The organism is Gordonia sp. NPDC003424 (assembly GCF_053588655.1).
The window spans coordinates 389,748-411,309 of sequence record NZ_JBSFQJ010000002.1 but is presented as its reverse complement, the minus strand read 5'-3'; the positions used below and the strand labels follow the sequence as shown (position 1 = coordinate 411,309).

The window sequence follows — 21,562 nt, the reverse complement described above, 5'->3', positions numbered from 1 at the left end:
TGTCTCCTTCGTTGGGTGGCCGTAGCTGTGGTCAGGTCTGGTCGGCGTTCTCCAGCGCCCGCTGGTAGCGACGCATGCCGCGCAGCCACCGGTCGTAGTCGGAGCCTTTCTGCCGCCACATGTCGAGCACTTCGGCGTGCGGCAGGATAAGGAAACGCTCGTCGTCGATCGCGGCGAGCACGGTCTCGGCGACCTCGGCGGGGGTGAGGACGCGTCCGGCGGTCTCGACGGCCCGCTGCATCAGGCGCGCCGCATCGTCGGCCGCGCCGCCCTCGGGGCGCAGGAGTTTGGTGTCGACACCCATCGGGCACAGACAGCTGACCCGGATGCCGCGATCGCCGTAGGTGGCCGACAGCCATTCGGCGAAGCCGACCGCGGCGTGTTTGGTGGTCGAATAGGTGGCCGAGCCCAGCTGGGTGAGCAGTCCCGCGGCCGACGCCGTGGAGACGAAGTAGCCACCATCCCGCTCGAGCCAATCCGGCACCAGGCGGCGCGCGGCCCGGACGTGGCCCATGACGTTGATGCCGACGACCGTCTCCCACTCCTCGTCGGTGGCGAAAAGACCTGGTGCACCACCGATTCCGGCGTTGGCGAAATAGAGGTCGACCGGCCCGAAGTGCTCTGCGGCAAGGGCGATCACGTCGTCGATGTGCGCCGACGACGCGGCGTCGCCCGACGCCGCCGCGACCGATCCCGGTGCGGCCTCGCCGATCCGCGACGCGACGGCGTCGACGGCATCACGGTTTATGTCGGTGACCACCACACGGGCTCCGGCGGCCACCAGGGCCTCGGCGATTGCGGCGCCGATTCCGCCGCCGCCGCCGGTCACGATCGCGACTTTGCCATCGAGTTGCATGCACCGAACCGTACTTGAAGGTGCCTTCAGGTTCAAGTGTTGATCTTGATTTGTGTCTGCCGGATATCGTCGCGGTGCCAGCGGTGCGCCGCGTCAGATGTCTACGCGGCGACGCTGTGGCACTGCATCTGTATTCGCCCTCGCGGGAGGTCGGGATTCTCGACGGTCGAGCGATGCCGCCGCGCTAGTGTCCCGCGTTGGAAATTCGTCGCATAATTCCGGCGATCCAGGTGGATGCATCGCGAGGCGGCGGAGGATGCAGGTACTGGATGTACCTGCGACGACGCCAACGAAGCGAGGCGCCGCCTGGGCGTTGGAATTGTGCAACGAATTCCGACGCGGGACACTAGGTTCAGCTCGCCGCCGCCCGGCGCTGCAACGCCAACTCCCGCACGCGGGCGATGTCCTCGTCGGTGAACACCCCGTTGACACCCGAGATCGCCGCCAGCTTCATGCCGTGTTTGAGGCCGATCCGATAGATCTCCTTGACCTTTTCCCAGCTGATGTTCCGGCCGACGGTAAAGGTCTCGTAGCGACCCTCGAGTGCGAGTGCGACGGTTTCGGCCAGGCATGCGTACGCCACGTGCGGTGGTAGGCCGATGTCGCCGATGTGCACGTCGTCGCCGGGTAGTTCGATCTCGCCCGACTCGATGACGAGCACGTCGGGACGCTTGGCGACGTCCTCGGGCGACAGGTCCAGCGGCCGGGCGACGTCGGTGATGATGCACCCGGGCTTGACCGCCATGATGTCGAGCACGCGTTTGCCCGCCCCGGAAGTCGCCGTGACGATCAGGTCCATCTCGGACAGTTGCGCGTCCGGCGTCGCCGCGACGTGCACCGTGGCGCGCGGATTGTCGCGCTCGATGTCGCTCTTGAGGGCCAACAGCTTCGCCGATTCCGGGGAGACGAGCCAGAGTTCGTCGGACGCGAGGGCGAGCAGGCGCGCACACACCGAGCCGATCGCCCCGGTCGCGCCGACGACCATCGCCTTCCCCTTCATCCGGCCGTCGTCGTCGCGTTCGGCGAGGTCGAGACGATCGAGCGCGTCATGGGCGGCCCACAGCGCCCCGGAGGCGCTGTAGCTGTTGCCGGTGGTGATCGGCAGTGGCGCCTTCATCGCGACGGTGACGCCGGCATCGCCGACGACCTTGGTGAACGCGCCGAGGCCCATGATCTGCGCGCCGAGCTTCTTGGCCGTCTCGGCGGCGGCGAGCAGTCGCGCATAGGTGAACTCGGGACTGTGCGCCATGAGTTCTTTCGGTGTGCCGCCGACGCTGATCAGCCATCCCTCGGCCTCGGCCCCGGTGGGTGAAACGATCCCGGTGATGTGGCTGTAGACGAACGGGGGCGCGTAGGCGAGCATCTTCTCGAGCGTGTCGGTCACCACGGCGGGTGTGATGCCGGTGACCGTCCGCAGCGGCTCCACCTTCTTGAAGAACTCCTGCGAGAGCGGATGGATGACGAAGGCGAAGCGGCTCTTGCGTTTGGGGCCGTTGGGAAACAGAACACGGGGCTCGATGCCGGCAGAGGTGATCATCTCGAGCAGGTCGTCGTTGGTGAGCACGGTCGATTCGGGAACCGACGCGATCATCAACGCCTCGAGCACCGCGGCGTTGACGGTGACACCGAACGGCTGCGGCGTCGTGTCGATCACCATGTCCACGCCGCGGGAGGCGAGGTCGGCGAGCCGTTCGTCGTCGATCGACGACGTCACCAGGGTCTTGCCGGCGAGATCCTCGAGGCCGAAGCCGGTCAGCTCCTCGTAGGTGGCGACCACGACGTCGGCCTCCCTGGCTGCCGTGCGCGCCATCAGGCGATTGTGGACGAACTGGGGAATGCCGATGTGCGACTTGATCTGATCGGGCAGGATCCGCAACGGCATCATGCCGATGTCGGCGGTCATCGCGAGGGCTGGGATCGCGTCGAGCCGAGCCGGGATGTCGAACCGCAGCAACGGGTCGGCGATGGTCATGTTGTCGGTGTACTCCCGCAGGATCCGGACCGTGCGGTCGTGGTTGACGCCGCCGAGCACCGCCACCCTCGCATTGTCGAAGATCCCGGGCATTTCGGACTGGACGTGGCGAATAGCCCACTCCTGCAGAACATCCCGCAGGCGGTGCCCGTCGGTCACGGGTATGCCGGTCACCGCTGCCTTGACCTTCTTGACCGCGGCGAGTTCACCGTCGTAGAGGCCGGTGGCGCGGGCTTCGCGTATTCCGGTCACCGCGACGACGGTGGCACCCTGTTCCGGCCACAAGCGGGCCAGCGCCTCGGCATCGGCGAGGTTGCCGTCGGTGGCCTGCCGCACGAGGCGGAAGCGATGGTGCAGGAACGTCTCGGTCACGTCGTAGTCGTACTGCGACGACGCCAGGCTGACGTTGACAATGAGTCCAGAAGTGTTGGCTGCCATACTATTTCGTTCCTGTGGGGTGGCGAGTGCGCGTCAGACCATGGCGGCCGAGCCGACGTCCGGGTGCGCGATCATGAAGTCGAGCAACTGGTCGGCGTAGTCGGCGAACCGTGGGCATTCGACGCCGGTCCCCTCCAGCTCGGCGACGGTGTTCTTCGCGGAGTATGTCGTCCGGGTGGAGAAGTAGTCGATGGTCTCCGCGGGCATGCCGAGCGCCCACTCGAGACCCGGGACGTCGCCGAGAGCGGTCCGCACGATGCCCAGGGGGACGGGAAGCCAGACGATTCGTTTGCCGAGGTGGCGCGCGAAGATCTCCGCGACTCCCCGCGCCGTCGGCGGTTCGGGGTCGGTGAGCGCGTACGTACGGCCGAGGCTACCGTCGTGCACCGACAACTCGTCCAGCGCCGCGATCACGAAGTCGCGCGGCACGAGCGAGGTGCGCACCGTGTCGTCGACCGACGGCAGCACCGCGATGGGCAGCCGCTGGCGGCGTAGGAACTCCGCAACGAAGTACGGTCCGTCGTACTTCTGCGTCTCACCGGTCGACGAGTCGCCGACGACGATGCCGGGCCGGTAGATGGTCGCGGGCAATCCGTCGTCGATGGCGGCGCGAACCAGTTTCTCGGCCTCGAACTTGGTGGATTCGTAGTGGTTGTAGAAGTCTTGGCCGACGTCGAGGTCGTCCTCGAGGAACTCGCCGTCGTAGCGGCCGCTGACATAGCACGTGCTGACGTACTGTAGGCGGCGGAATCCGCTGAGCTCCCGGCAGAATGCGATGACGTTCGCGGTGCCCTCGACGTTCACCTTCTGGGCGATCTCGAGTCCCACCGCGAGGTCGTACACGGCGGCGAGGTGAAACACCTCATCGATGTCCCTGGCCGTGTCCGCGTCGAGACCGAGACCCGGCACGGTGATGTCACCGACGACGAGTTCGGTGCGACCGGCGATGTCCGGGTGGTCCTTCTCGATCGCGGCGAGCCGGTCGCGCGCGGTGTCGAGGTGACGATCCTGGACCACGCACACCATCGTCGACCCCGGGCGGCGGGCGAGCACTCGCGGCAGGAGCGCCGACCCGAGGAATCCGGGGAATCCCGTCATCAGCACCGTCGACATCGGTGAGCCACCTCCTCAGTCAGGCGCGGCGCTGCGTGCGGCGCCGCACTCGCCCCACTCTATTGCGACGAATGGGGGGTGCGGGGGGGCCTTGACCGAATATGGGTCCTTCTGCCCACCCGCATTGGGGCGATCGGCGCCCGATGCCACCTCACGTGGTGATCGACCCTACCCACGTGATGAAGTCGGCGGCGTCGGTGTTCGAACCGTGGCCCTGGTCCCAGTACATCGAGTAGTTCACCTGGTCCCCGAGACCCGCTGCCGCGGCGGCGATGTTGGCGGACACGGTCAGCGCGGTGTCGGTGTCCTTGGTGCCCAACCGAATCCACCAGTGCTTGCTGCGGTCCGGGTTGCCCTGGGCGAGGAAGTACATCGGGTTCATCTGGTCGAGCAGGCGCGGGATGTCGGCGTCGAGCGAGGTGTTGCCCGTTGTCGCGCGTTTGGCGCTGAACTCGGTGAAATGACGCGCCTTGGTGGTGCCGTGGCCGAAGAGATTGTTCTCGCCGGCCGACAGGTCGAACGCGTCGAAGGCCGGCAATGTCTTCTTGCGGGCCCCGACATGGGTGAGGTAGCCCTGCCAGGTGAATGTCGCCGTCCCGGAATCCCAGGTGATGAAGGGGTTGGCCTGCAGGTATGCGTTCCGGTCGGCGTCCGACAGCCCCGCGAGGTAGCGCGTGGCCGACGGCTGCAGGTAGTTCTGGACGAGGTAGTCGCTGTAATTGTCCGCGCGAAGGTCACCGAAGTCGTTGACGCCCTTCAGTTTCAGCGTGGGCATGTAGGCGGCGAACTGATCGCGCAGTTGACCCGACAGGGTCTGGTTCGGCGCCGCACCGGTGGCGGCGACCGGATTGTTCCCCCAGTTCCATTCGTAGGCGCCGTCGGCGTGCCCGAGATCGGCTATCGGACACCATGCCCCGGTCGCGAAGATCCCGTCGTCGGCCGCGGCCGCACCCAGAGCTTCGAGTCCGGTCCGGTACAGGTCGCTGTTGCCCGACGCACCGAGCAGCGTGGAGAGGGCCCCGCCCGCGCTGGTGCCGGTCGACACGATCTTCTCGGTGTTGCCCGGGATTCGATCGGCGTTGGCGCGCAGGAACCGGATGGCCGCCTTGAGGTCGACGATGGCGGCGGGTGCGACCCCGTAGTAGTCACCGCTGCCGTTGACGAGGTTTCTTCCACGGCAACCGGGTTCGACGGCGACGTAGCCCGCCGCCACGGCCAGCTGGGCGAGATTGACCATCTTGCCCACGCCGTTGAGCATGGTGTTGCCGCCGGACTGGACCTCGCCACTCGGGCTCGCCGACCCCGGCGGCCCGTCACCCATGCCGGGCATGTCACTCATCCCACCCGGCATCGTGCCGGCCGATGGCGCCCCACTCGAAGCGGGTCCACCCATGCCGCCCATCGACATCGATCCCCCGACGCCCGTCGAATCCTTCACGGATGCAGGAAGATAACCACCCACCGAGTTCGCGAACACGATCGGCGCGTCGGTCGCGTCCACGGACTTCCCGTCGATACTCGTCGGGATGCTGATGGTGAGGCTCTGGTACTCGGAATTGACCGGGTGCGCAACGTAGATCAGTGGCCCGTAGAACCGGTAGGTCACCTTCTTGGCACCCGCGTCGGTGGTGACGGTGGTCGTCTTCTCGGTGTAGGCGTTCGGGTCGAACGACAGCGCCCCGCCGGGCGCCTTTGTCGCCGAGGAGGATCCGGACGAGTCCGAGGATGGGGTGGCGCACCCGGCGGCCAACGCAGCGGTCAGGGTGACTGCGCCGCCCAGGAACATGCGGCGATCGATCTGCTTCACTGTGATGTGCTCCTCGTCGATGAGAATGCGATTGCGGCAAAGGCTTTCACTGAGTGCGAGCTGCGCGACCTCGCGCAACTCGCGGACGACGGCTCTTGAGATGGTTGGCTGTGTTCTCGAGTAGTGCTGTTCCCCTCCAGGATTGGCCTTGGTCAGTGCTTGCGGACGGTCCGTTCGACTGAACCGTACCGCCACGTCGTGATGTCGAGGTGTCCATCGGAGACCTCGACCGCGGCCGCCCCGACGATGTCTGCCCGAAAGAAGTGTTCGAACCGATGGCCCCGCAGATCGAATCCGGTCTCGGAGAACAGATCCCCGGCGAAGCGCTCGTGTAGTTCCGCGTCGTGAACATCCTGGACGGTTCCCCAGATCTTCGCGTCGCCGTCGCCGACCTCGCCGTCGACAGTGGCGGTGTGCAGGGCGAATCGCGGATTCGCGACGAGGTCGTCGAACTTCCTGGTGTGCGGCATGCCGGTGATCCAGAGTTCGCCCTCGAAGAAGCCCGGCTCCACGGGACTGATCCGCGGGAACCCGTCGGGTCGGATCGTGCCGAGCATGCAGAGGCGCCCGGTGGTGCGGTGCCGGCGGCGGAAGATCTCGGCGATGCGGGGCGCCGCGGCCTCGAACTGGGTCCAGGTGGGCATGGTTTCAGAGTAGGGCGGGTGGACCGGTGGCAGGCATGACTCCCCCACCGCGACCACTCCGGCAATCGATGCTCGCGTACCGCTCGGCATGATGCACGTGGCCTGCCGGATTACGTCCGGATACGCCTGGTCAACCGCTGACGGTCACATATGAATCTCACTTCGGGCTGCCCGGATCCGCATGCCATCGAGGCCGAATTCCTTTGCAGCACGAACGAACTCGGCTGCTATGTCAGATTCTTCAGGCCACGGACACGGTGACGATCAGGTTGTTAGGGTGCGGGCACATCATCGCAGGTTTGTGATCTTCAGGAACAGAGACCCGACTATGAGAATCAGAAGTAAACCCGATGTGGATGGTTCTTCGCGACGTGTACGGGTCGGCCGGCCGGCCCTGCTTCAGATCGCGACTGCGGTCATCATGCTCTTGTCGGCGCCCTGCGCCGGCGCATCGCCCGCCCTGGGCTTTGCCCCGTCGACGACGGCATCACCACTCACCGATCCAAGCCAGATCGAGAAGCTGACATCCCTGGCCTATACATGGGGTCTGCCGGCAGAGTTCGTCTATCGATTCGGCCGCTTCAATTACCTCGCGACGGCACCGCGCAATCAACTCGGCGGTTTCGGCACCGCCGCAGCATGGAACAACAACGGGACGAACGCCGGCGATGCGTCGGTGATCTACCTCAACGCGATGTTGGATCTCAGCGGCGAGAATCAGCGCGGCGGCACGAAAGAGTTGGTGCTGACTGTCCCGCCCTCGTGGAAGAACTATTACGTAGTCAACGTTCTCGACAGTTTTGTGAACTCCATCGGCAGCATCGGCACCCGCACCACACCCGGTGTGGCACCTCAGACCTATCTGCTTGCCGGGCCCACCTCGAAGTATGCGCACCAGCGAGTTGCACTCATCAACGGTTATCCGTACCGCGTTCTGACCTCCGACACCAATCTGAATTGGGTCCTGATTCGGATTCGAGCCGACATGCTGGTGCCTCCCTCCAGTTCCGCCTCGGGCTTTCAGATCGAGAACACCGTCGTTCAGCGGTTCGCACTCACCTCGTTGCGCGCATTTGAAGCGAACAACCATCGACCCACTTACTTCCGACCAAACCAATACACACCGACTCCCAGTCAACTTCAGCAAGCTCAGTTCTGGCACAACGCACCGTCCAGCGCGTTGCAGTTCTTCGAACAAATGGGCGTATCGCTCAACCAGAATCCACTTCCGACCGCACGGACGGGGTTGCACGGATCTCCGTTACAACTGTTGCCACCATGGGTGGTGCCGCAATACGGGGCAAAGAATGTCTTCCTCAATCCTTCCTATGGACAACGACGCACTCTTGCCCTGTTCCGGCCGCTGGGTCTGACCGAGCACGGATTCAAGGTTCCCAGCAATTGGGGGCCCAGTCAGCTTCAGACACTTCAGAACGGATATGTGAACGGTCAGGCAGCCGTCAGATCGAGGCTGCTATCGACCAATGTCACCGCAGCAACGAACTACTGGAGCTATCTCAACGACAAGATCGGCACGTATCCCAACACCCCCGACGGCTACCTTCTGCGTGCAGGAATCGTGCTGGCGGGGGGCTCCGCGAATGTGCCACTCGACGCTGTGTACGCACAGATCAACAGCGTCGGTGGCACCGATACCGCACAGCTTGACGGGAACAACACGTACAAGCTCACATTCACGCCACCAAGGGCACGCTCATCGGGGGTGCCGATTGTCGGAACCCTCCCGCCGACGGTGAATGACCTGGCGGGAAATCCGCGAGCGTTCTGGTCGATTCACGCTTATCAGCTGGACACCAGCGAATCCGGGGCACCATTCATCACCCAGGCCAGCGTCTTGAACACCGCCTATTCGCAAGCGAATTCAGATGTCATCGCGGTCGATCCCCGTTCGAACACGATTACCGTCAAGCGAACGGCTTGGAGTCCGCTGACCGCCAGTACACCGATCATTTTCGGGTCAACCGCCGCCAAATACGGCCTGAAACCCAACACGCCGTATTTCGTGGCCAACACCCCCAAGATCAACGTCGACGCCAAGACCCGAACTCAGACCTACACATTCGGCGTATCCGCGATCTGGAGGCAGGAACTGTCGCCGAACAACGTGCCGATTCAAGGCACTACCGGGACTGCCGGCCCGACCCTTCCACTGGTCAATCCCGGGGGGCGGATCGCCCTGAAATGGGGGCCCGTGCAGCCCGTATCACAGCTTGGCTCGCAACAGCTGTCCTCGGGAAGACTGGCCAAGAACCCTGACGGGTCGGTGACCATCTGGATCGGTCCCACACTCCCTCCCGGAGCCCCGGCGACGAACTGGCTTCCGACGCCCTCGTCGGCCTACTACGCGACCGCTTATCCCGGTGTGCAGGTCCCGACCAGCATCCGCCCGATGATCCGTATCTACTACCCGACGCCGGGAAGCAATACCGAAGCCTCGATTCTCCCGCCGCCCGACGGTTCGATGCTCTCGACCTATGTATTTCCGGCACTGCAGAAAGTCGGCCGGCCAAACGCCCAGCGGCCGGGACAATGATGCACAAACAGGATCCGGAACAGCGAAGTCGCGGGGATCGCCTCTCGGCGGACTTGAGACCGAACGGAACGCAAAACAAAAGTCAGGCCGCGTATCTGCAACCTGACTTGTGTACCGCTGTGAGCTGAACCGCTCGTGGTGGGCGAAGGGGGACTTGAACCCCCACGTCCCGAAGGACACTGGCACCTGAAGCCAGCGCGTCTGCCATTCCGCCACTCGCCCGTGGCTGTCTGCAAGAGACTGGAAGACGATAGCAAGGTGGTGGGGCCGGAAGCAAAACCGGGTGGCGACGGGTGGTTTTGCGGGCGGGGGGTTTCGATGCGCTCGGCTCCTCCGTCGCCTCGCTTACTCAACCAGCGGGAGATGCGACGGACTCCTGACCGCGCCGCACGCACACACACCAGCGGAAGAAGCGACGGACTCCTGGCTGCGCCGCACGCACACACACCAACGGGAGAAGCCCTCGGACGAAGCCACGGACCCCTGGCCGCGAACACACACCAGAGGGAGAATCGACAGGTTCCTCGCCCCGCCGAGACACCCGCGGGAGTACCGAGGAACCAGCCGCGGTTCGTCGGGAGCGGCGACGTGTGGGTCAAGTCTCGATTCACCATCGGAAATAGCCCGAAAATCGCAGGTCATCCGGCAAAAACGGAGTATTCTCAGCGCCACGACATCACTGAGGCAGGTGATGCGTACGTTGCTGCAGTTGACTTGGGCCCGAGGGTACGGGCGAAAATCGGTATCATCTACCAAGGCCACACGCACGGCGACACGCCTGAACCGTGTGCAATCAAGCCGCGAAGGGAGGTCGACGGTGGGATTCCTACAACGTATAGAGAGCAAGCTCGAGAGCGCGGTCGACGACGGCTTCGCACGGGTTTTCGGCGGACAGGTCGCACCACAGGAGATCGAGAACTGGCTGCAGCGCAGGGCCGAGGAGGCCCTCGAAGACCTCGGCGACGGCACGATCCTCGCGCCGAACAGCTACACGGTGGTTTTCAGTCCCACCGACTACGAGCAGGTCGCGGCCGAATACGAACTGAATCGTCGCAAGTACTCCAAGCACCTGGAGAACTTCATCGCCGACAACGGGTGGCAGACCTACGGCCGCGTCGTCGTAGAGTTCGAGCAGTCACCGTCGTTGCACACCGGCATGTTTCGCAGTAGCGGTGTGGTGAATCCCGACGCGGCACCGCGTCCGAATCCCGCCGCGCAACCCGAGCCACAAGAATCGCGCGCATCGCGCGCACATCGAGAAGTAGAAGCAGGAGCCCCACAGATGACCAACAACCCCGGATACGACCAGCGTCGAGGCGCGGATCAGGGCGACCGGCAGGGTGCCCGCGACTACCCGCAGGGCGCCCACGAGCAGCGCGACTACGGCCAGCAGGCGTATGACCCGGCTTATGCCCAGCAGGGCTACGGTCAGCAAGGCTACGACCAGGCCTATGGACAGAACGGCTACGCCCAGCCCGGGTACGACCAGGCCTACAGCCAGCAAGGCTACGACCAGGCTTACGGACAACAGGGCTATGGCCAGGGCTATGGGCAGCAGGGCTACGACCCGAACTACCCGCAGGGCTACGACCAGGGTTACGCCAATCAGGGCTACGGCGATCAGGGCTATGGCCAGGGCGGCTACGACTACCAGCAGGGCGGCTACGGCCAGCAGGGCTATGCCTATGCCCAGGGCGGTTACGACCAGGGCTACCAGCAGGGCGCATACGCTCCAACGTCGGTGACGCTGCTGCTCGAGGACGGCTCCAACCGGACCTTCCAGTTGCGTGAGGGCTCCAACGTGATCGGCCGTGGCCAGGACGCCCAGTTCCGCCTGCCGGACACCGGTGTGTCGCGTCGCCACGTGGAGATCCGCTGGGACGGCCACACCGCGATGCTGACCGACCTCAACTCGACGAACGGCACCACGGTCAACGACCTGCAGGTGAGCAGCTGGGAGCTCGCCGACGGCGACCGCATCCGCCTCGGCCACTCCGACATCACCGTCCGCTTCCAGTAGCCGCCACGTGTCCATGCCCGACCCGCAGCGTCGGGCGTTGATACGGAACTGTCACATCTCGGTGGCAGCCGAGTCGGACTCTGCCCATAAGATGCAGACGGGTCCGTTTGTCTCAGTCGGCGCCCGGGGAGGGTCCGAAACGTGATGGTGCTGGAGGTGAAGACGTAGATGCAGGGCTTGGTGCTGCAGCTGACCCGGATCGGGTTCCTGCTGTTGCTCTGGCTGTTCGTGTACGCCGTCATCCGCACACTGCGGGCCGACATCGCCACCGCCGGCGGCAGTCGCCTCGCGCGATACACACGCAGCGAGAAGCGTGACCGGACGGGACGCGCGGCCCGCGGGTCGGCGCGCTATCTGGTGGTCACACACGGCGCGCTGGCGAACACGCGGATCACGCTGGGTACCCAACCCGTGCTGATCGGCCGCGCCGACGACTCGACGCTGGTACTGACCGACGACTACGCCTCCGAACGTCACGCCCGCCTGTCCAGACGCGGCGACGACTGGTACGTCGAAGACCTCGGCTCCACCAACGGCACCTACCTCGACAGGTCCAAGGTGACCACGGCGGTGAAGGTACCCATCAGTACGCCGATCCGGATCGGCAAGACCGTGATCGAGCTGCGCCCGTGACGCTGGTGCTGCGCTACATCGCGCGAAGTGACCGCGGGCTGGTCCGCACGAACAACGAGGACTCCGTCTATGCCGGAGCCCGGCTGCTGGCGCTCGCCGACGGCATGGGCGGGCATGCGGCCGGCGAGGTGGCCAGCCAACTGGTGATCGGCGCGATGCGCTCGCTCGACGACGACGAGCCGGGCGGTGATCTGCTCACCAAGCTCGACCGCGCTGTCCACAACGGCAACTCGGCGATCGCCGCCCAGGTCGAGGCGTCCCCCGAACTCGACGGCATGGGGACCACGCTCACCGCGATCCTGTTCGCGGGCAGCCGAATCGGCTTGTGCCACATCGGCGATTCCCGCGGCTATCTCTACCGCGACGGCCAGCTGACACAAATCACGCGGGACGACACCTTTGTCCAGACGCTCGTCGAAGAGGGCCGGATCACCGCCGAACAGGCCCACACCCACCCGCAGCGCTCCCTGATCATGCGGGCGTTGACCGGCCAGGAGGTCGAGCCCACCCTGACCATGCGGGAGGCGCGCGCCGGCGACCGCTATCTGCTGTGCAGCGACGGCCTGTCCGACGTCGTCAGCGAGGAGACCCTCGCCGACACCCTCGGCTCGATAACCGACTACAAGGCGTGCGCGGACCGGCTCATCGAACTGGCCCTGCGGGGCGGCGGGCCGGACAACGTCACGGTCATCGTCGCCGACGTGGTCGACGACGAGTTCGGCGACTCCCGCCCGATCGTAGGTGGTGCCGCCGGAGGCGACGACGAGGGCTACACCCCGAATCCGTCGACCGCGGCCGGTCGGGCCGCGGCACTGCGGCCGCCACCCAGCGAACCGCAACGTCCGACGATTCTCACCGACGACGAGCCCGCCCCACCCCACAGCCCGCTGCGCCGGTGGCTGATCCTCGGCGCAGTCCTCGGCGTCGTCGCGGTGCTCGCCGTCGGCTTCTTCCTGACCCGCGCGATGGTGCAGAAGAACTACTTCGTCGGCGAAGAGGGCGGGACCGTCTCGATCTTCCAGGGTTCCCCGGACAAGGTGCTATTCATCGACCTCAGTACCGGCGCGCAGAACGTGTGCGTCACCGGCCTGGACCAGGCCGACCCCGGGGTGTCGTTCGTCGACTACGGGAACACCGACAACACGTGCATGCCGCTGCAGGTCGGCGACCTGGCCGAGCTCGACCGCAACGCGGTCGTCGGAAACTCGATCCGGAACCTGTCGCTGGCCGACGCACAGAACCGCGTGCAGCACCTGAACTTCCTGCCGTTGTGCCCGTCGCCGCGCGTCGCGACACCGCCGGCGGCCCCGGTGCCCGGTGCGCCGCAGTCGATCTCGGTGACTCCCGGTGCGAGCGCACCCTCGGCCCCGTTCCCGAGCGCTTCGTCGGTTCCGGCGTCCGGTTCCCCGAACGGCGCTCCCTCGAGCAGTGCCTCGACCACCCCGACGGTGCCGGCACAGTACGACAGTGACGGCCACAAGGTCTGCCGGGGTCACTGAATGAGCCAATCAGCGGTCCACGCGCCGCCGCGTCAGCCACCGGAGCAGACCGGACGCACCACCGAGATGCTGCTGCTCGTGTTCGCCATCGGTCTGGTGACCGTGGCGCTGCTCATCGTGCAGGCGGCGCAGGGCGAGACCATCACCTGGGACATCGCGAAGTACGTGGCGGCCTACACCGCGCTCTTCGGGGCCGCCCACATGGTGGTTCGTCGGTACGCGCCGCACGCCGATCCGATCCTGCTGCCGGTGGTCGCGGTCCTCAACGGTCTGGGCCTGGTGCTCATCCATCGCCTCGACCTGGGTACCGGCCGCACCGGCGAGACGATCAACGCCACGGACCGCACCGACAACGCCGATCAGCAACTGCTGTGGGCGGTCCTGGGGATCCTGGCGTTCTCCGCGATCCTCATCCTGATCCGCGACCATCGGACGCTGTCGCGATACTCGTACACCCTCGGCCTGGGCGGTTTGATCCTGCTGATCATCCCGGCGATCCTGCCGTCGTCGATGTCCGAGATCAACGGGTCCAAGAACTGGATCATCACCCCGTTCTTCTCCATTCAGCCCAGCGAGTTCGCCAAGATCCTCATCATCATCTTCACCGCGGCGTTCCTGGTGTCCAAGCGAGACCTGTTCACCACCGCCGGGCGACACTTCCTCGGCATGGACTTCCCCCGCGCCCGCGACCTCGGTCCGCTGCTGGCCGCCTGGTTCGTCTCGATCGCCGTGCTCGCGTATTCGGCCGATCTGGGTTCGTCGCTGCTGATCTTCTCCACGGTCCTGACCATGGTCTACGTCGCGACCGAACGGGCCAGCTGGCTGGTCCTCGGTGTTGTGCTCTTCGTGGTCGGCGCCCTGATCGCCTACCAGCTGTTCGCCCACCTGCAGGTCCGGGTGGAGATCTGGCGCGACCCGTTCAGCGACTTCGACGGCGCCGGGTATCAGATCGGCCAGAGCCTGTTCGGCCTGGCCACCGGCGGCCTGTTCGGCACCGGCCTCGGATCCGGCCGGCCGAACATCGTGCCGTTCGCCAACACCGACTTCATCATCGCCACGGTCGGCGAGGAACTCGGCCTGGCCGGGCTGGCCGCCATCCTGATGCTGTACCTGATCTTCGTGATGCGCGGACTGCGCACCGGTATCGCCGTGCGCGACAGCTTCGGCAAGCTGCTGGCCACCGGGCTGGCGTTCACCATCGCGGTGCAGGTGTTCGTCGTCGTCGGCGGTGTGACCAAGCTGATCCCGCTGACTGGTCTGACCACTCCGTTCCTGTCCTACGGCGGGTCGTCGCTGCTGGCCAACTACATCCTGGTGGCACTGCTGATCCGCATCTCCAACGCGGCGCGCGAACCGGATCCGACGCGGCGTCGGCCGGCGCCGAAGAGTGTCGACTCGCTGCCCACGCAGGTGGTGGGCCGGTGAACAAGCCGATCGGGCGGGTGTCGATCGCGGTGATCGTCATGGTCGTCGCGTTGCTCGCCAACGCCACGTATGTGCAGGTGTTCAAGGCCGACGCATTGCGCTCGGACCCGCGGAACAACCGGGTGCTGCTCGACGAGTACGCCCGGCAGCGCGGTGCGATCACCGCCAGCGGCGGTCAGGTCGTCGCGGTGTCGGTGCCGAGCGAGGGCCGGCTCAAGTTCCTGCGTACATATCCGCAGACGGGCGCCGAGGCGTTCGCCCCGGTGACCGGCTACTACTCGTTCCAGTACGGCAGTACCGGTCTGGAGCTGTACGAGAACTCGATCCTCAACGGCAACGACGACCGGTTGTTCGGGCAGCGGTTCATGGACATGTTCTCCGGGCGCGACCCGCGCGGCGGCAACGTCGTCTCGACGGTCAACCCGCGCCTGCAGCGGGTGGCGTTCGACGGTCTGCGCAACGGGTGCAGCGGCGGCTGCCGGGGTGCGGTGGTGGCGCTGCAGCCCAACACCGGGAAGATCCTGGCGCTGGCGTCGAGCCCGAGCTACGACCCGAACCGGTTGGCCAGCCACGACCAGGCGGTGCGCGAACGCAGTTGGGCCGCGTGGAACCAACCGGGCGACATCAACATGCCGATGCTCAACCGCGCGATCAACCAGCTCTACCCGCCGGGTTCGACATTCAAGGTGGTCACGACGGCTTCGGCGCTGCGCGACGGCATCACCCCCGACATCCGGCTGACCGCCGCCCCCACCATCACCCTGCCCGACACCGTCACGACGCTCAGCAACTACGGCGGCGAGACCTGCCCGGGTTCCGTGGGCGGCACGGTGACGCTGACGCAGGCGTTCAAATATTCGTGCAATACGGCGTTCGTGGACCTCACGACCAGCAAGATGAAGGACCCGATCACCGTGTTCAAGGAGACCGCACAGCGGTTCGGGATCGACGAGAAGCAGCCCGACACGCCGCTGCCGGTGACCCGCTCGACCGTCGGTGAGATCCCCGATCTCGCGGCGCTCGGCCAGTCGTCGATCGGGCAGCGCGACGTCCGGGTGACGCCGATGCAGATGGCCATGGTCGCGGCGACCGTCGCCAACGGTGGCGTGCGGATGCAGCCGTATCTGGTGGACAAGCTGCAGGCCGCCGACCTGCGCACACTGCAGACGACCCAGCCGACGACGATCAACGAGCCGATCAGCTCGGATCAGGCGGCGACGCTGACGTCGCTGATGATCGAATCGGAACGGGCGACGCTCGGTGCCGGGGGTCCGGTGTCGATCGCGTCGAAGACGGGTACCGCCGAGCACTCCGACACCTCGGATGTCGAGTCGGAGACCCCCTATTCCTGGTACATCGCGTTCGGGCCGTCGTCGAACGCGCAGATCGCCGTCGCCGTGGTGGTGGAGAACGGCGACCTCGGTGCGGCGTCGACGGGTGGCGCGGTGGCCGCGCCGATCGGGCGTGCGGTGATCAACGCCCTGGTGGGAGGTGGAAGCTGATGACTCTGCAAAGTGGCACCACCATTGCCGACCGCTACCGGTTGATGAGACTCATCGCGACCGGTGGCATGGGTCAGGTGTGGGAGGGTCTCGACACCCGGCTGAACCGGCGGGTGGCGGTCAAGGTCCTCAAGGCCGAGTACTCCGACGACCCGGAGTTCACCGCGCGGTTCCGCACCGAGGCGCAGACGACCGCGAAACTCAACGATCCCGGCATCGCCAACGTCTTCGACTACGGCGAGACACCCGACCGCGGTGGCGGGGCGCCGCTGGCGTATCTGGTGATGGAACTCGTCGACGGTGAACCGCTGAACTCGGTGATCTCGCGGATGGGCCGGCTCTCGCTGACCAACACCCTCGACATGCTCGAGCAGACCGGCCGGGCGCTGCAAGCTGCGCACGTCGCGGGGCTGGTCCACCGGGACGTGAAGCCCGGCAACATCCTGATCACCCCGACCGGTCAGGTGAAGATCACCGACTTCGGCATCGCCAAGGCCGTCGACGCGGCCCCGGTGACACAGACCGGCATGGTGATGGGCACCGCCCAGTACATCTCGCCGGAGCAGGCGACGGGTGAGGAGGCGACCGCCGCGTCGGACGTCTACTCGCTCGGCGTGGTCGGCTACGAGGCCCTCACCGGGCGGCGGCCGTTCCTCGGCGACGGCGCGATCACGGTGGCGATGAAGCATATCCGCGAGACACCGCCGCCGTTGCCGTCGACCGTCCCGGCCAACGTTCGTGAGCTCATCGAGATCGCGATGGCCAAGGACCCGAAGCAGCGCTACACCAACGGCGGTCAGTTCGCCGACGCGGTCGCCGCGGTTCGGGCCGGTCACCGGCCCCCGAGGCCGGGTGCGATCGCCGGGGCGGCCGCCGCGGGCGCCGTCGCCGGTGCCGCGGTGCGTCCGTCGACGCGCGCCATGACCGGCACCACTCCCGGAACGTCGTCGGCCAATCGTCCGTCGACGGCCCGCACCACCAGCCGGCCACCGAGCCGGCCGATGCCGCCCGTCGACGACAACAGCTGGACCACCGGCCAGAAGGTGCTTGCCGGTGTGGCCGGGGCGATGTTGCTCGCGGCGCTGGTCCTGATCGGGTACTGGCTGGTGAGCAACTCCTCGTCGTCACCCAAGGCGCCGACGCCGTCACCGACCACGGTCACCGAAACCACCACGGCCACCCCGCAGACCACCGAGGAACAGCAGCAACCGGTGCAGACCACCGAGGAGACGCCGACCCGGACGACCACGCCGGAACCGACGACGACCACGCCGGAACCGACCACCACCGAGGAGACGACGCAGGAGCAGACCACCGAGACCACCGACACCACCGACCCCGGTGCACCCAGATTCAGCTTCAGCATCCCCGGTCTGCCAGGCAACTGACATGGCGATAATGGGTGGGGTGTCGCGTCGAAAGCCAGTCGGGCAGGTGCATCGCGGTGGACTGGGGTCCTCAATGAGCAGCCGGGAGGCGGTGATCGCAGGGTGATGTCGACTCCGCACCACCTGTCCGATCGCTACGAGCTCGGCGAGACACTCGGTTTCGGCGGCATGTCCGAGGTGCATTTCGCGCGGGATCTTCGTCTGCACCGCGACGTCGCGGTCAAGGTATTGCGAGCCGACCTCGCCCGCGACCCCACCTTCTACCTGCGGTTCCGCCGCGAGGCGCAGAACGCCGCGAAGCTCAATCACCCGACCATCGTGCAGGTGTTCGACACCGGGGAGGCCGAGACCCCGGACGGTCCGCTGCCGTTCATCGTCATGGAATACGTCGACGGCGACACGCTGCGCGACATCCTGCGCGCCAACGGTCCGGTCGCGCCGCGCCAGGCGATGACCTGGATGGCCGACGTCGCGGCCGCCATGGACTTCTCCCACCGCAACGGCATCGTGCACCGCGACATGAAACCCGCCAACGTGATGATCGACCGGGCGGGCGCGGTCAAGGTGATGGACTTCGGCATCGCCCGGGCGATGGGTGATGCGACGTCGACGATGACCCAGACGTCGGCGGTCATGGGCACCGCGCAGTACCTGTCGCCGGAACAGGCGCGCGGCATCAAGGTCGACCCACGCAGCGACATCTACTCGATGGGCTGCGTGCTGTTCGAGCTGCTCACCGGCGAGCCGCCGTTCACCGGCGATTCCCCGGTGGCGGTCGCGCATCAGCACGTCCACGAGGATCCGCCGTGGCCGTCGACGATCCGCCCGGAGATCCCGCGCGAGCTCGACTCGGTGGTGCTCAAGGCGATGAGCAAGAATCCGGCGAACCGATACCAGTCGGCTGCAGAACTGCGCGCCGACATCATCAAGGTGCTCGCGGGCGGTAAACCGTCGGCCCCGATGCTGCTCTCCGACGAAGACCGGACCGAGTTCATGGACACCGGTCCGCGGCGCCTGCTGTCCGACACCGGGCCGCGACGTGCGATCGGGTTGCACCGCCAGGATCCCGACGACGACCAACCGGATGACCAGATCCGACGACGACGACGCACCGCGCTCCTGATCGGTGGGTTGGCGACCGTGGTGATCCTGGTGGCCGGGCTGCTGCTGTGGGCCCCGTGGGGATCCGAGACCGCCCAGCAGCTGCCGGTCCCGGTGGTCGCGGGTAAACCGATGGACGAGGCGCGCGGCGCCCTCGAGAAGGCCGGCTTCCGGGTCAAGCAACTCGAGGAACCGAGTCTGACCGTGCCGAGCGGCTCGGCGACGCGCTCCGCACCCGCCGAGAATGTCCTCGCGACAGAGGGTTCCGAAATCACGCTGTACATCTCGTCGGGACCGCAGCGTCATCAGATGCCCGACCTGCGCGGCAAGACCCCCGACGAGGCGACCGAGGCACTGCGGGTCCTCGGGTTCTCCAACGTGAGGACCGACCGCGTGGACTCAAGTGGGGAACTCAAGGACAAGGTGGTCAGCACCACTCCCCCGACCGGAACCGATGCGCCCGTCAACGGCGCCGTGGTGGTCCACGTCGGCAACGGACCGAAACAGATCACCGTCCCGGATGTGACGGGGCAGACCGAGGACGCGGCACGCACGGTGCTCGAACAGGTCGGTCTGAAGGTGGTCACCGTTTCCGGAGACTCCGAGCTGCCGGCCGGACAGGTCGTCAGCAGCTCGCCCACCGGTGGAACCATCGTCGAACAGGGCAGCACCGTCCAGATCACCGTGTCGCGCGGCAACATGTTCGTGATGCCCAACCTGCGCGGGCAGACCCCGCAGCAGGCACAAGCAACGCTGGAATCGTCGGGGTGGCAGAACACCACGCTGACCCGATCGACACGCAACGTACCGCTGGGCAGCCCGGACAACGGCAAGGTGGTGTCGCAGTCGCCGGCACCGGGCACCCGCGTCCCTCAGGACGGTGCGGTGTCGATCGTGGTCGGACAGCTCAGCCTGTTGCCCGGCTGATCCCGCACCGGGTCAGCCGATCGCGGCGGCCATCTCCGCCTCGAGGGCGGCCACCCGCGATTCGTCGACGCCGAACCCGCAGACCTCCAGCCAGTTGGCCAGCATTCGGTGGCCCCCCTGGGTCAGGACGCTCTCCGGGTGGAACTGGACACCGTGAATCGGCAGCTCGCGGTGCATCATCGCCATCACGATGCCCGACTCTGTGCGACCCGTGACGATCAATTCGTCGGGAATCGTGTCCGGCACGACGGTCAGCGAGTGGTAGCGCGTCGCGGTGAACGGGTCGGGCAGACCCACGAGCACGCCCGCGTCCTCGTGGAAGACCAGCGACGTCTTGCCGTGTAGCAGTTCCGGTGCGCGATCGACGGTGCCGCCGAAGGCCGCGCCGATCGCCTGATGTCCCAGACACACGCCGAGCAGCGGTTTTCCGGTCTGCCGGGCGACGTCGACCATGGGCATCGTCGCGCCGGCGCGCTGCGGCGTACCGGGGCCCGGGGACAGCAACACACCGTCGAACCCCTCGATGGCGGCGGTGAGGTCAGCCAGTTGCGGAGCGTCGTTGCGCCACACGACGGCCTCGACGCCGAGCTGGCCGAGGTACTGGACCAGGTTGTAGACGAAGCTGTCGTAGTTGTCGATGACCAGGATGCGGGCCGAAGACGCTCCCACGTGCGCAGACGCGTGATTCACCCCGTCAGGCTACCGCGCGCGTGCGTTACCGTAGAGGGTAGCCATCAGGTACGTACGCACGTCAAGACAGCCGTCGGAGGCTGTGCAGCACCACAGAGGAAGCCATGCCGAAGTCAAAAGTCCGGAAGAAGACCGACTACACCATCAACCCGGCCAGCCGGACGCCGGTGAAGGTGAAGGCCGGACCGTCGAGCACGATCTACGTCTCCATCATGCTGGGGCTGATGCTGCTCGGTCTGGCATGGCTGATCGTGTTCTACATCGGGGCACAATCCGCATACGGGGACGAGGGCCGCGCACTGCACTGGATGAGCCAGCTGGGTGCGTGGAACTTCCTGATCGGGTTCTCGCTGATGGTCGTCGGCCTGCTGATGACCATGCGATGGCGGTAACGCCCTCTGACCTGCGTAGTCACACGCGTGTGAGTTATCCACACTGTGGAAATGACATGTGTGTAACTCATCCCCATTGTGAGTAACCCCTGTGGATAACTCTCGTGATCTGTCCACACGGGCATGGTCGACCCCGAAGCCCGCGGCGTTCACGCTGCTGATCGGGGGGCTTCTGTTGTTCCTGGCAGCCTTCTTCGCGGCCTCCGATCCGGCCGGCCTGGTGCTGATGGGTGCCGCCGCACTGCTGCTTCTGGCCGTGGGCATGCTTGCCCTGGTGATGCGGCCCCGGCTCGCGGTGACCATCGACGGAGAGTTGGCCGTGCGGACGATCGGTGGTCGGCGTATCTACCAGCGGGACCGCATCGAGCGGATCCGGGTGCTCGAGATGCGCCGCATCGGCCGGCGGTCCGGGCAGCTGCAGATCGACGTGCTGCCCGACGGTGCACCCGTCGCGGCACCCTCGGGACAGTTGCGCGACGACACGCGGCTGATCGTGTTCAGTCGGTGGGATCTCGGCGCGGACGTGACCGAGGTGGCCGACGGGTTGCGCCGGGCCGGATTCGACGTGCAGGATGCGCGGACCTGACGCGGCAGCCTCCCT

The 21,562-nt window shown here is 66.3% G+C and carries 16 protein-coding genes and 1 tRNA gene; 10 read left to right on the top strand and 7 right to left on the bottom strand.

Annotation, left to right across the window (positions count from 1 at the left end; genetic code table 11):
• Positions 1–31: 31 nt before the first annotated feature.
• The 5 genes from ACWDTI_RS04460 to ACWDTI_RS04440 form a co-directional block, all read right to left on the bottom strand.
• Positions 32–856, bottom strand: a complete 825-nt coding sequence (locus ACWDTI_RS04460; RefSeq protein ID WP_449736822.1) for an SDR family oxidoreductase — start codon at positions 854–856, stop codon at positions 32–34.
• Between the two features lie 352 nt (positions 857–1,208).
• On the bottom strand, positions 1,209–3,266 hold the full coding sequence (locus tag ACWDTI_RS04455) for a dehydrogenase (protein ID WP_449736821.1): 2,058 nt from the start codon (positions 3,264–3,266) through the stop codon (positions 1,209–1,211).
• Between the two features lie 33 nt (positions 3,267–3,299).
• Positions 3,300–4,379: an SDR family oxidoreductase gene (locus ACWDTI_RS04450; protein ID WP_449736820.1), complete on the bottom strand. Its 1,080-nt coding sequence runs from the start codon at positions 4,377–4,379 to the stop codon at positions 3,300–3,302.
• Positions 4,380–4,530: 151 nt separating this feature from the next.
• The gene (locus tag ACWDTI_RS04445; protein ID WP_449736819.1) at positions 4,531–6,186 is read right to left on the bottom strand and encodes a subtype B tannase; all 1,656 of its coding nucleotides are present in this window, start codon (positions 6,184–6,186) and stop codon (positions 4,531–4,533) included.
• A 152-nt stretch (positions 6,187–6,338) separates the two neighbouring features.
• Positions 6,339–6,830 (bottom strand): pyridoxamine 5'-phosphate oxidase family protein, encoded by a 492-nt coding sequence (locus tag ACWDTI_RS04440; protein WP_449736818.1) that lies wholly within the window; start codon positions 6,828–6,830, stop codon positions 6,339–6,341.
• 352 nt (positions 6,831–7,182) lie between these two features.
• On the opposite strand from ACWDTI_RS04440, the gene ACWDTI_RS04435 reads away from it, so the two are divergent.
• Complete coding sequence (locus ACWDTI_RS04435; RefSeq protein ID WP_449736817.1) at positions 7,183–9,384, top strand: DUF1254 domain-containing protein; 2,202 nt, start codon at positions 7,183–7,185, stop codon at positions 9,382–9,384.
• 136 nt (positions 9,385–9,520) lie between these two features.
• Here the strand turns inward: ACWDTI_RS04435 and ACWDTI_RS04430 are convergent.
• Positions 9,521–9,606 (bottom strand) — tRNA-Leu (locus ACWDTI_RS04430).
• A 595-nt stretch (positions 9,607–10,201) separates the two neighbouring features.
• Between ACWDTI_RS04430 and ACWDTI_RS04425 the strand changes: the two genes are divergently transcribed.
• The 7 genes from ACWDTI_RS04425 to pknB all read left to right on the top strand — a co-directional run bounded on the left by ACWDTI_RS04425 (position 10,202) and on the right by pknB (position 19,879).
• Complete coding sequence (locus ACWDTI_RS04425) at positions 10,202–11,404, top strand: DUF3662 and FHA domain-containing protein (RefSeq protein WP_449736816.1); 1,203 nt, start codon at positions 10,202–10,204, stop codon at positions 11,402–11,404.
• A gap of 168 nt (positions 11,405–11,572) precedes the next feature.
• On the top strand, positions 11,573–12,037 hold the full coding sequence (locus ACWDTI_RS04420; RefSeq protein WP_449736815.1) for an FHA domain-containing protein FhaB/FipA: 465 nt from the start codon (positions 11,573–11,575) through the stop codon (positions 12,035–12,037).
• Positions 12,034–13,536: a PP2C family protein-serine/threonine phosphatase gene (locus ACWDTI_RS04415; protein ID WP_449736814.1), complete on the top strand. Its 1,503-nt coding sequence runs from the start codon at positions 12,034–12,036 to the stop codon at positions 13,534–13,536. Before ACWDTI_RS04420 ends, ACWDTI_RS04415 begins: the two co-directional genes overlap by 4 nt.
• A complete protein-coding gene (locus tag ACWDTI_RS04410) occupies positions 13,537–14,961 on the top strand; it encodes an FtsW/RodA/SpoVE family cell cycle protein (protein ID WP_449736813.1) in 1,425 nt (474 codons plus the stop codon).
• Positions 14,958–16,463 carry a peptidoglycan D,D-transpeptidase FtsI family protein gene (locus ACWDTI_RS04405; RefSeq protein ID WP_449736812.1) on the top strand — a complete coding sequence of 502 codons (1,506 nt, stop codon included), beginning with the start codon at positions 14,958–14,960 and terminating at the stop codon, positions 16,461–16,463. Before ACWDTI_RS04410 ends, ACWDTI_RS04405 begins: the two co-directional genes overlap by 4 nt.
• A complete protein-coding gene (locus ACWDTI_RS04400; RefSeq protein WP_449736811.1) occupies positions 16,463–17,851 on the top strand; it encodes a protein kinase domain-containing protein in 1,389 nt (462 codons plus the stop codon). Before ACWDTI_RS04405 ends, ACWDTI_RS04400 begins: the two co-directional genes overlap by 1 nt.
• 105 nt (positions 17,852–17,956) lie before the next feature.
• A complete protein-coding gene (gene pknB / locus ACWDTI_RS04395; RefSeq protein WP_449736810.1) occupies positions 17,957–19,879 on the top strand; it encodes a Stk1 family PASTA domain-containing Ser/Thr kinase in 1,923 nt (640 codons plus the stop codon).
• A 12-nt stretch (positions 19,880–19,891) separates the two neighbouring features.
• Here pknB and ACWDTI_RS04390 read toward each other — a convergent pair whose 3' ends face one another.
• Positions 19,892–20,569 carry an aminodeoxychorismate/anthranilate synthase component II gene (locus ACWDTI_RS04390; RefSeq protein WP_449736809.1) on the bottom strand — a complete coding sequence of 226 codons (678 nt, stop codon included), beginning with the start codon at positions 20,567–20,569 and terminating at the stop codon, positions 19,892–19,894.
• A 104-nt stretch (positions 20,570–20,673) separates the two neighbouring features.
• Here ACWDTI_RS04390 and crgA point away from each other — a divergent pair, with 104 nt between their 5' ends.
• A complete protein-coding gene (gene crgA, locus ACWDTI_RS04385) occupies positions 20,674–20,961 on the top strand; it encodes a cell division protein CrgA (RefSeq protein WP_449736808.1) in 288 nt (95 codons plus the stop codon).
• 91 nt (positions 20,962–21,052) lie between these two features.
• Positions 21,053–21,547: a PH domain-containing protein gene (locus ACWDTI_RS04380; RefSeq protein ID WP_449736807.1), complete on the top strand. Its 495-nt coding sequence runs from the start codon at positions 21,053–21,055 to the stop codon at positions 21,545–21,547.
• The last annotated feature ends 15 nt before the right edge of the window (positions 21,548–21,562 follow it).